This is a genomic window from Nonomuraea antri, from assembly GCF_013283785.1.
Lineage (GTDB): Bacteria > Actinomycetota > Actinomycetes > Streptosporangiales > Streptosporangiaceae > Nonomuraea > Nonomuraea antri.
Genome location: NZ_JABCPZ010000303.1, coordinates 1 through 11047, shown reverse-complemented (window position 1 = coordinate 11047; position 11047 = coordinate 1). Strand labels below are relative to the sequence as shown.

The following is an 11047-nucleotide window of genomic DNA, read 5'->3' as shown; positions in this document are numbered from 1 at the left end:
CCCCCGGAATCCGGGCCTCCCCCGGAATCCGGGCCTCACCCGAAATCCGTGCCTCTTCTGGGCCCCCTGTCTGCCCTCTTGCCTGGGTCGCCCCGGTCTCAGCGCTCGTCTGGGCCCCGGACTCGGCTGCCCTGGTCTCAGCGCTCGCCTGGGTCCCGGCCTGGGCCGCCCCTGCCTCAGCCGGCCCCAGGACTCCGGGCTGTCCCTCGGCCCAGACTCGAGGCTGTTCCCCGGACCGCGCCTGCGGCTGCACCTGCACCCCCGACCGCACCTGCGGCTGCTCTTCGGGCTGGACTCCGGACCGGGCCCCCGGCTGGGCCCCGGACTGGGCCGCCGACTGCGCTCCCGATTGCGCCCTGGACTGCGCCTGCGGCCGCGGCCCAGCCGGCCCCTCCGGCGGCGTCCCAGTCGGCTCCCGCAGCGGCGTCCCGGCCAGTCCCTGCGGCGGTGTCCCGGCCGGCCTCTGCGGAGGTGTTCCGGTCCCCTGCGGTGTTCCGGGCCGCTGCGGTGTTCCGATCCCCTGTGGTGTTCCGGGCGGTGTCTGGGGTTGGGGGTTCGGCTGCCCATGGGCCCAGGTCGCCGGGCGAGGCATCCAGCGGGTCTCCGTCGGGGTCTCGTCGGCGGGGGGATCGCCGTTCGCCCGTCCCTCCAGGGAGCCGAAGTCCGTGAGGAGCCGCAGCGTCGCGCCGTCTCTGGCGGGGAAGCCGTCCGCGTGCGGGCCGCCCGACTGCCGGGCGGCGGCGGTCAGGATGCGTTCGCGCAGGCCGGCGGGTGGCAGCTGGGCGACCGCCGTCGCGAACCTGGCGGCCGTCTCGCGCAGCCGTCGGACCTCACCCACGCACCACCGGCACGTCCGCAGGTGCTTCTCGAACAGCACCCCGTCCGCGTACGACAGCGCGTGCAGGGCATAGGCGCCGGACAGGGCGTGGAGTTCTTCGTCCATCGTTCGCTCGCAGAGGGTGAGAGGGCGGCTCACGTAAGTGATTCGGCGGCCCCGGCTCATCGGATGGCCGTCACCCCTTGCTCATTTCGTGAGCTGTGCGACAATCTCATTGGGTGATGAATTATGACATGTGTGATCGCGGGCGGAGGCCCCGCGGGTGCCGTACTCGCCCTGCTGCTGGCCAGGGCCGGCGTCGAGGTGACCCTGCTGGAGAAACACGCCGACTTCCTGCGCGACTTCAGGGGTGACACCATCCATCCGTCCACCATGCAGGTGCTGGCGGAGATCGGGCTGGCCGAGGAGTTCCTGAAGCTGCCGCACCGCAAGGCGTTCCAGCTCTCGATGGTCACCGACAACGGGCCGATGCGGCTGGCCGCCCTGCGGGGGCTGCCGAGCGACTATCCGTTCATCGCGTTCGTCCCGCAGTGGGACTTCCTGAACCTCATCACGTCGGCCGCCGCGCGGTACCCGACGTTCCGGCTGCTGATGAAGGCCGAGGCGTACGACCTCATCAAGGAGGGCGGCGCGGTACGCGGCCTGCGCTACCGGGACGAGTCGGGCGAGCACGAGATCAGGGCCGACCTGACCGTGGCCGCCGACGGCCGGCACTCGACGCTGCGCCGGAGCGCCGGGCTGATACCGGAGGAACTGGGCGCGCCGATGGACGTCCTGTGGTTCCGGCTGCCCCGCGAGGACGGCGATCCCGACGAGACGTTCCTGCGCGTGTCGAGCGGGCACCTGATGGTGGCGATCAACCGGGAGACGTACTGGCAGCTCGCACTCGTGATCCCCAAGGGCGGGTACGGCCGGCTGAGCGCGGCGGGCATCGAGGCGTTCAGGGAGCCGGTGGCGCGGCTGCTGCCGTTCCTGGCCGGGCGGATCGGGCGGATCGAGAGCTACGACGACGTGAGCATGCTGACGGTCGCGCTGAACCGGCTGCGGCGCTGGCATCGTCCGGGGTTCGTGTGCATCGGGGACGCGGCGCACGCGATGTCGCCGGTGTTCGGCGTGGGCATCAACCTGGCCGTGCAGGACGCCGTGGCCGCGGCCAACCTGCTGGCCGGCCCGCTGCTTTCGGGCGGGCCGGTCCCCGAGTCGCTGCTGCACCGGCTGCAGCGGCGGCGCATGTTCCCGACCAGGGTGACCCAGGCGGCGCAGCGGCTGGTGCAGAACCGGCTGATCAGCCCGGCGCTGAAACGCCAGTTCAAGCCGCCCAGCCGGCTGCCGGACCTGACGCGGGTGCCGCTGCTCAACCGGATCACGCGCCGCTTCATCGGCCTGGGCGTCCGCCCGGAGCACGTAACGCTAAAGAGACCTTAATATCCTAATATTTCCGGCTTGTGCCACCAAAGCCCTTAACAACCCTTAAAGCCGGATTTATCACCATCGCCTGCCTCGGTGTCGCCGCACTCGGCGGCGCCGCGGCGGGAGCCGTCGCCGAACTGACCCGCGAGCCCACCGCGGCCGAGCTGAAGACGGCCGCCCGCGCCGAGCAGGCGCTGCGCTGGCGCACCTGGACCGCAGGCCGGATCTTCCCCACCGAACTCAGAAACGTCGACGGCGACCCGCTGGCCGGCCTGGTCGGCATCGCCCCGGCGGCAAGCTGCGCCACCGGGCTGAACGCCGCCGCGTACGAGGTCGCGACCTCGCTCGGCTGCCGGCGCGTGCTCAGGGCGACCTACGCCGACCCCACGCGCACGCGCCTGGTCACGCTGGGCGTCGTGGTGCTGAAAGACGAGGCCGGCGCGGCCGCCTTCGGGCTCGCCGACGGCGCCGTCACGGCCGGACCCCAGCCCGTGGCATTCCCGGCGACGGACGCGGCCCTGTTCGGCGCGAAGGCCGTGCAGAAGACCGCCTACAACCACGTCGGCAGGTACGCGGTCCTGGCGGCCGAGGGCTACGCCGACGGCCGGCCGGAGATCAAGCCCGGCGACGCGATCGAGTCCGGGCTGGCCGACGACGCCGCGTACGACCTCGTCGAGCGGCTCAGCCAGAACATCCCTCCGTGCGAGGTCAAGGCCGTGATCGCATGCTGAAGATCGTGGCCGCCCTCGGCGCGGGCGCTCTGGCCCTGCTCCTGCCGGCCCAGGCCGCGTACGCCGATCCTGGCGGCTCCGTCGAGCGCCGGCTGGACCTGGACTTCCTGTCGTCCGCGCTGATCACTCGAGGCAAGGGCGCGACGGTGGCGGTCGTGGACTCCGGCGTGGCCGGCGGCCCCGGGCTCCGCGTGACCGGCGCGGTGGACCTGGTGAAACGGAAGCCGGACTCGATGATCAGCGGCACCCTGGCCGCCTCCGTCATCGCCGGCCGGTCCAACGGGCTCGCGACCGAGGCGGGCGTGCTGTCCGTGCGCGTCGAGCCCGACCTGCCCAGCAAGGCGTGGAGCCGCTGGTACGAGGAGAACAAGGGCGCCGCCTTGTTCGCCGACGGCATCCGGTGGGCCGCCGACCACGGCGCGGACGTCATCTGGGTCCGCTCGGTCGATCGGGACAACCTGATCCGCGACGCGGTCCGCTACGCCGTCGCCAAGGGCGTGGTGATCGTGACCGCCGTGGAGCCCAGCCCTCCCCGCTCCGGAAGGGGCCCCGACATCCTGCGGTATCCGTCCGGGATCGACGGCGTGATCGGCGTCGCCTCGGTCAAGCCCGACGGCAAGCGTGACGTCAAGGTGTCGGGCGCAAGTTCCGCCGTCCTGGTGTCCGGTCCGGCCGAGAAGGAGCGGACGTCGTGGCCGGACGGGTGGACGTACTGGCTGAACCCGCAGCACCACGCCTCGGCCGTGGTCGCGGCCGCCGCCACGCTCATCAAGGCGAAATATCCGGAGATCACGCCCGCCCAGGTGGCCCGGGCACTGGCCGTCTCCGCCCGGCACCCGGACGGGCGCGGGGCGTACGACACCGCGATCGGTTTCGGCGTCGTCAACCCCAAGGGCGCGCTCGACGAGGCGGGCAAGCTGATGAACGCGAAGCCGGCCGCCTCCCCGGTGGGCCCGGGCGAGCGCTTCGAGGCGGCCCCACCCGAGCCGTTCGACGCGGCCCCGCCCGACACGGCGAGGCTGGCGGCGTACGGCGGTCTCGGCGCGGCCGGCGTCGCGCTGCTGACCTGGGCGTCGGTGTCACGAAGGCGGCTGCGCAGAAAATCGGGTTCTCACAACGTGGACACGGAGGCCGGTAGGGGTGGACCAGTGGAATACCCTCTTATCTCGTGAGCAGCAATCTCGTGGATCTCGATTCCTGGCGCGCACTCCCCGCGGCCCAGCAGCCCGACTGGCCCGATCGCGGCGAGCTCGAGAAGGTGGTCGCCGAGCTCGGCGGCCTGCCCCCGCTGGTCTTCGCAGGTGAGTGCGACCAGCTGAAAGAGCAACTGGCCGCCGTCGCCCGGGGCGAGGCGTTCGTGCTGCAGGGCGGTGACTGCGCCGAGACCTTCGCCGACGCCACCGCCGACAACGTGCGGAACAAGCTCAAGACGCTGCTGCAGATGGCGATCGTGCTGACGTACGCGGCCAAGGTGCCGGTCGTCAAGATCGGCCGGGTGGCCGGGCAGTTCGCCAAGCCGCGCTCCAAGTCCACGGAGATCCGCGGTGGCATCGAGCTGCCCGCCTACCGGGGCGACATGGTCAACGGCTTCGAGTTCACCCCCGAGGCCCGCAACCCCGACCCGTGGCGCCTGCTGAAGGCCTACCACTCCTCGGCCGTCACGCTGAACCTGGCGCGCGCCTTCACCAAGGGCGGCTACGCCGACCTGCGCCAGGTGCACGCCTGGAACCAGGACTTCGTGGCCGAGTCGCCGGCCGGTCGCCGCTACGAGCAGCTGGCCAGGGAGATCGACCAGGCGCTCGCGTTCATGCGGGCCTGCGGGGCCGACCCCGAGGAGTTCCACACGGTCGAGTTCTACTCCTCGCACGAGGCGCTCATCCTCGACTACGACCGCGCGCTCACCCGCATCGACTCGCGTACCGGCCTGCCGTACGACGTGTCGGCGCACATGGTCTGGATCGGCGAGCGCACCCGTCAGCTCGACGGCGCGCACGTCGACTTCTTCGCCAGCATCCGCAACCCGATCGGCGTCAAGCTGGGCCCGACCACCACGCCCGACGAGGCCCTGACCCTGATCGAGAAGCTCAACCCGGACAACGAGCCCGGCCGGCTCACGTTCATCACCCGGATGGGCGCCTCCAAGATCCGCGAGCACCTGCCCAGGCTGGTCAAGGAGGTCACCGCGTCGGGTGCGCAGGTCGCGTGGATCTGCGACCCGATGCACGGCAACACGTGGGAGGCGCCGAGCGGCCACAAGACGCGCCGGCTCGACGACGTGCTGAACGAGGTGGCGGGCTTCTTCGAGGTGCACAGGTCGCTGGGCACGCACCCGGGCGGCATCCACATCGAGTTCACCGGCGACGACGTCACCGAGTGCGTGGGCGGCGGCCACGAGATCGCCGAGGGCGACCTGGCGACCCGCTACGAGACCGCCTGCGACCCCAGGCTCAACCGCGGGCAGTCGCTCGACCTGGCCTTCCGCGTCGCGGAGCTGTACCGGGGCTGACCGGACCGACGCGATGAGCGCCCGGGCGGGGTTCCCCGCCCGGGCGTTCCGCGTTCCGTGAGCCTGCCTGACTCGCCGGGACGACCTGCGCTTACGGCTGTCCGAAAACCAGGCGAACCAGATTCGGCACCGACTATGATCACGTCAAAGACGGTGATATGTCGGGAGAAATAACGTGACCAGTGCCCCGGAAGGCGTCGACCCGAACGTGCCCAACGTCGCCCGGATGTACGACTACTACCTCGACGGCAAGGACAACTTCGCCGCCGACCGGGCCGCGGCCGACCAGATCCTAAAGATGTTCCCCTCCACCAGGGAGGCGGCCAGGGAGAACCGGGCGTTCCTGCGGCGGGCGGTGCGGCACGTGGTCGACGCCGGCGTCCGGCAGATCGTGGACCTGGGCGCGGGCCTGCCCACGCAGGGCAACACGCACGAGATCGCCCCCGAGGCCCGCGTGGTCTACGTCGACTACGACCCGGTGGTGTGCGCGCACGGCCGGGCCCTGCTGGCCAAGGGCGAGGACGTGAGCATCCTGGAGGCCGACGTCAGGCAGCCGGACAAGCTGATCGCCGGGCTGCGCGACGTGGTGGACTTCGACCGTCCGGTGGCGTTCCTCATGCTGGCCGTGCTGCACTTCATCCCGGACGAGCAGGCCTACGGCGCGCTGGCGAAGCTGCGCGAGGTCAGCGTGCCCGGCAGCCACCTGGTGATCAGTCACGCCATCGACGCCGCCCCCGACACCACCCCGCAGGCGCTGGCGGTCTACAAGCAGGCCACGGCCGCGCTGAACCTGCGCACGCACGAGGAGATCGCCCGCTTCTTCGACGGCTACGAGCTGGCCGAGCCCGGCCTGGTGTTCCCGAAGGACTGGCGTCCGGACACCGAGCCGCTGGTCGGCGAGACCGGCACGGTCATCGGCTACGCGGGCGTGGGCCGCCGGCTCTGATCACAGGAGAGCCAAGCCAACAAGAGAACGAGAGAACGCGAAAGCCCCGCCGGTGCGGCGGGGCCAGGCGGAGTCAGGCGGGGTCAGTTCTGCTGGGCGTTCTTCAGCTCTTCGCTGAGCTCGGCCCTGATGGCGTCCATGTCGAGGGCCCGGACCTGGCTGATCAGGTCTTCCAGCGCCGGCCCGGGGATGGCCCCGGCCTGGGCGAAGACCACGATGCCGTCGCGGATGGCCATGAGCGTGGGGATCGACGTGATGTCGAAGCCCTGCGCGAGCCCCTGCTCGGCGTCGGTGTCGATCTTGCCGAAGGTGATGTCGTCGTGCTTGTCCGAGGCCGCCTCGAAGATCGGCCCGAACTTCTTGCAGGGCGGGCACCAGGTCGCCCAGAAGTCGAGCAGGACGATCCCCTTGTCGGCGATGTCGTTGAAGTTTTTCTCGGTCACTTCGATGGTCGCCACAAGTGGCTCCTCGTTCGTCGCTGAAATCTTGGCAAACCTGTCAACCACGTACCCACTACCAGCATTCCATGCCCGGGGACCGGCCACGTCACGCGGCCGGTCCCCGGGTTCATGGGGTCAGCGGCCGCCGGGCAGGGTCAGGCCGATGACCAGCGGGTCGTGGTCGGAGGAGCGGAAGGCGTCCGGCTGGTAGAGGCCGGGCGGGTTGTATTCGAGGTTGTAGTCCCTGATGCGGGGCTCGTCGGAGTTGATGTGCCAGATGGTCGCGCTGGTGACGCGCTTGAGCAGCTGCTTGCCGACCATGGCGTGGTCGAGCTCGCCGGCCAGGCCGTCGAACAGGTAGCTGTAGCGCTCGGACGCGGGCACGAACTTCTTGGTCACGCTGGTCAGACCGCCCGCCTCGAGCGTGTCGATCGGGTCCTCCTCGCCGTAGGCGTTGAGGTCGCCGAGCACGAGCGGGTGGGGCAGGTCGTCGTCCCCGATGATCCGCAGCAGCGTCTGGGCCTGCTTGACCCGGGTGGGGTTCCAGCAGCTCTGGCCGTCGCCCTGGTCGGCGTCGGGGCCGCCGGACGGGCAGGAGCCCTTCGACTTGAGGTGGTTGACCAGCACGGTGAACGGCTGGCCGCCGCCCGCCCTGCGGAAGGTCTGGATCAGCGGCGGACGGCTGAACACCGGGTCGGCCGAGGACCTGGTCTCACCCACGAGGGCGAGCTTGGCCGGCTTGTAGATCAGGCCGACCTGGATGACGTCGGTGCCGGGGTGCGGGTGCTTCAGCGCGGCGTACGTGCCCGCGCCGACCTCGGCGTTGAGCGCGTCCACCAGGGCCTGCAGCGCGACCTGGCCGTTGTTCTCGACCTCCATGAGGCCGACGGCGTCGGCGTTCAGCCCCTTGAGCGCGGAGACCAGCTTGGCGAGCTGGCGCTGCTGCTCGGTGGCGTTGCTCGCGCCGCGCGAGCCGAGCGTGGTGAACCAGTTCAGGGTGTTGAGCGAGGCCACGGTCACGTTGCCGGCCACCGGGGACGGCTTGGCCTGGCGCGGGTTGGCGCCGGTGTAGCCGATCGGCTCGGTGGGCTGCAGGCGGTACTTGCCGAAGCCGTACCCGAGCACGCCGGTCAGGCCGACGGCGACGTCGCCGGTCCGCACGATGGGCGGCAGGGTGGCCGGGTTCTCCCGGTTGGAGCCGTCGTCCACGAGCAGCGAACGGCGCGCGAACTGGGCGGGGTCCACGCCGGGGCGGTCGGTCGGCTGGAACAGCCGGCCGCCGGAGGAGAGCGTGACCTCGCCGTAGCGGCCGAGGTTGTAGTGGTCGCTGACGGTCAGCGGCTGCGGGAACGTGAGCAACATGTTCTCGACGGGCTCCAGCCCGTCGCTGGGCAGCGCGTACGGCTGGGCCGCCACGGCGCCGCCCGGGCCGCACACCTCGACGGAGGTGACCGGGGACAACTCGGTCCAGCCGTTGAACTCGACGACCCGGCCGGTGACGATGACGCGGTCACCCGCCTTGACGTCCTTCACCGACTCCCGGGCGAAGGCGAACAGGCCCTCGGACGTCCTGGGGTCGGCGTCCGGCCGGGTGTCCTGCAGGAAGAAGCCGCTGAGCTGGTCGGTGCGCTGGAAGTCGCCGGTGACGACGCCTTCGACACGCACGTTCTGCCCGGCCAGCGGGCTGGCGTCGCCGCTGCCCTGCACCTGGGAGATGCGGTGGGTGGGCGGGACGTCACAGGCGGCGGCCGCGCTCGCGGCCTGCGCCATGGTGGGGGTGGCTGAGAGCGCCGCCACGGTGATCGCGGCAACGGATACCCGGGATAAAACACGCATGACCGGCACTTTAGAGGCAGTTGCGGTCACATATTTCCACACAAAAGTGGATAGAACCTTAAATCATCGAACCTTGACACGGCCCGCGAGCGGGTATCACCCGTGCATGGACTGGGTCACCTGCGCGTACTCGGCTTCCTGCAGCGGTGTCGCTCGCCGGCCGCCGGGCTTCTGCCTGTCGCATCTGCCCCCGGACGAACTGACCGAGGCCCTGGCCGAGATGGCGCCCGGCCGCCTGCTCGACTTACGCGGCACCGTGCTCGACGGCGATCTGCTGTCCAGGGTGCTGGCGGCCACCGGCGCCCGGCCGGGCCGGGCCCGCCTGGACCGTGCCACCTTCACCGGCGACGTGCGGCTGTCCGGCGTGACGTTCTGCGGCGACGTGTCGCTCGACGGCGCCAGGTTCGAGCGGCTGGCCTCGTTCTTCGGCGCCAGGTTCGAGGGCAACGTGTCGCTGGCCGGGGTGCGCTTCGCGCGCGAGCTGTCCTTCCACGGGGTGCGGGTGCACGGGCACGTCTCGCTCGACCGGGCCGTGATGGCGCGCGACGCGCTGTTCAGCCAGGCCCACTTCGAGCACGGGCTGTCCTGCGAGCAGGCCAGGTTCGACGGGTTCGCCCTGTTCGACGGGGCCAGCGTGGGCGACGGCGCGAGCTTCCGCGGCGCGCGCTTCGGCCGGACGCTGTCGTTCCGCAAGGTGCGCGGCCATGCCGGGTTCGAGTGCGCGCACTTCGCCGCCGACGCCTACCTCTCGGCCACCGGCCGGTTCTCCGCCGTCCGCGCCCGCGCCGACGCCTGCCTCGACGTGGCCGTCGCGGCGTGCGGCGTGGATCTGCGCCGGGTGGAGGTGACCGGGCCGACGAACCTGCGCCTGACCGACTCGCAGGCCGACCTGGAGGGCGCGGTGCTGCACGGCCCGGCCACCGTGAGCGGCAGGGGCAGGTCCACGCTGACCTCGCTGCGCCAGGTGGAGGCCGCCGAGCTGGCCCTGTCCGGCCTGGACCTGTCGGCGTGCAGGTTCGCCGGGCTGGCGCATCCGGCCGGGGTGCGGGTCAGGAACTGCACGTTCGCGCTGACGCCGCGCGGGGTGCGGGTGAGCCTGCGCTGGCCGATGCTGCGCTGGTTCTCCCGCCGCAGGGCGCTGGCCGACGAGCACACCGTACGCGGCTGGGGCTCCCCCGGCGACCCGGGCACCACGCCCGAGCGGCTGGCCGCCCTGTACATGGAGCTGCGCGCCCGGGTGGACGATCAGGACACCTCCGCCGACTTCGCGTTCGCCGCCATGGAGATGCGCCGTCAGGCCGGCCGGGGGTGGTGGCTGTCGCTGTCGTGGCTGCTGTGCGGGTACGGGATGCGGATGGGCCGGGCGGCGGCCTGGTTCGCGCTGCTGGCGGCGATCGCGGCGGCCGCGATGTTCTGGACGTCCTCCTCCCACGCCGCCCCACGGCACCCGCCGCCCCACCCGTCCGTGCACCGGTAGCGCCCGGCGGAAAACGGGTTGCCCACGGCGGCCGGGTGGCCCTAACGTGCGAGGGTTCTCAAGGACGACGGGGAGAGGAACCCACTTGCTGGCAGCCGGCGTGCACGCGTATCTCAGGTCGATGGCGGGAGAGCGGGCGCCCCGCGTCGGGCCGTTCACCCTCAAGTTCGACGAGCACGACGACGCGCTCCCGTTCAACTACGCCATCCCCGACGACGCCGCCACGCCGACCGAGCAGGAGGTGGCGGCGCTGGTCGCGGCGTTCCGCGAGCGGTCGCGCACCCCGAGGCTGGAGTACGTGCCGCAGGTGGCGCCCGAGGTGGAGGGCGTCCTGCTCGCCGCCGGGTTCACCGCCGAGGGCCGCTACCCCCTGATGATCTGCCCGGCCGGTTCCGGCGCGGCGGCCGGCGAACCGGCAGAAGGCGCGGGAGTGCGGGTCTCGCTCGTCACCGACGACGCCGCGCTCTGGCAGGCGGCCGCCGTGATGAACACGGCGTTCGAGGCGCCGGCGCCCACCGAGCACGACGTCGCCAGGATGCGGCGCATCCTCGACGGCGGCGGCCAGGTGGCGGTGGCCGAGGACATCACGAGTGGCGAGATCGTCGGCGCCGGTCAGCTGGGCCGGCCGCACCTGGGCGTGGCCGAGGTGGCGGGCATCGCGGTGCTGCCGTCACACCGGCGGCGCGGCATCGCGGGCGCGGTCACGGCGCTGCTGACGCGCGCGGGCTGGGACACCGGGATCACCACGCCGTTCCTCACCCCGGGCGACGACGCGGCCGGGCGGGTCTACGTCCGCGCCGGCTACCACAAGGCGGGCGAGGCGCTGCACATCTCACTCCGCTGAGCGCCGGACGGGCCCGGGG

Annotated in this window: 9 protein-coding genes and 1 pseudogene; 7 read left to right on the top strand and 3 right to left on the bottom strand. The window is 71.8% G+C overall.

Features of this window, described 5'->3' with window-relative positions:
• Positions 1–943 (bottom strand): annotated as a pseudogene (locus tag HII36_RS56165) (hypothetical protein); the annotation flags it as partial.
• A 123-nt stretch (positions 944–1066) separates the two neighbouring features.
• Between HII36_RS56165 and HII36_RS49620 the strand changes: the two are divergent.
• From HII36_RS49620 to HII36_RS49600, 5 genes are all read left to right on the top strand, one after another.
• A complete protein-coding gene (locus HII36_RS49620; RefSeq protein WP_173530384.1) occupies positions 1067–2263 on the top strand; it encodes an FAD-dependent oxidoreductase in 1197 nt (398 codons plus the stop codon).
• Between the two features lie 20 nt (positions 2264–2283).
• Entirely contained in the window at positions 2284–2979 is a 696-nt protein-coding gene (locus HII36_RS49615) for a hypothetical protein (protein WP_173530383.1), read from the top strand.
• Positions 2973–4151: a S8 family peptidase gene (locus HII36_RS49610; RefSeq protein WP_173530382.1), complete on the top strand. Its 1179-nt coding sequence runs from the start codon at positions 2973–2975 to the stop codon at positions 4149–4151. Before HII36_RS49615 ends, HII36_RS49610 begins: the two co-directional genes overlap by 7 nt.
• On the top strand, positions 4148–5485 hold the full coding sequence (locus HII36_RS49605) for a class II 3-deoxy-7-phosphoheptulonate synthase (RefSeq protein WP_173530381.1): 1338 nt from the start codon (positions 4148–4150) through the stop codon (positions 5483–5485). Before HII36_RS49610 ends, HII36_RS49605 begins: the two co-directional genes overlap by 4 nt.
• Positions 5486–5660: 175 nt before the next feature.
• Complete coding sequence (locus tag HII36_RS49600; protein ID WP_173530380.1) at positions 5661–6431, top strand: SAM-dependent methyltransferase; 771 nt, start codon at positions 5661–5663, stop codon at positions 6429–6431.
• A gap of 83 nt (positions 6432–6514) precedes the next feature.
• Here HII36_RS49600 and HII36_RS49595 read toward each other — a convergent pair whose 3' ends face one another.
• Positions 6515–6889 carry a thioredoxin family protein gene (locus HII36_RS49595; RefSeq protein WP_173530379.1) on the bottom strand — a complete coding sequence of 125 codons (375 nt, stop codon included), beginning with the start codon at positions 6887–6889 and terminating at the stop codon, positions 6515–6517.
• Between the two features lie 117 nt (positions 6890–7006).
• On the bottom strand, positions 7007–8707 hold the full coding sequence (locus tag HII36_RS49590) for an ExeM/NucH family extracellular endonuclease (RefSeq protein WP_173530378.1): 1701 nt from the start codon (positions 8705–8707) through the stop codon (positions 7007–7009).
• A gap of 106 nt (positions 8708–8813) precedes the next feature.
• Here HII36_RS49590 and HII36_RS49585 point away from each other — a divergent pair, with 106 nt between their 5' ends.
• Both HII36_RS49585 and HII36_RS49580 read left to right on the top strand, forming a co-directional pair.
• Entirely contained in the window at positions 8814–10184 is a 1371-nt protein-coding gene (locus tag HII36_RS49585; RefSeq protein WP_173530377.1) for a pentapeptide repeat-containing protein, read from the top strand.
• 85 nt (positions 10185–10269) lie between these two features.
• Positions 10270–11028, top strand: coding sequence for a GNAT family N-acetyltransferase (locus tag HII36_RS49580; protein WP_173530376.1), 759 nt, complete (start codon positions 10270–10272; stop codon positions 11026–11028).
• Positions 11029–11047: the final 19 nt, after the last annotated feature.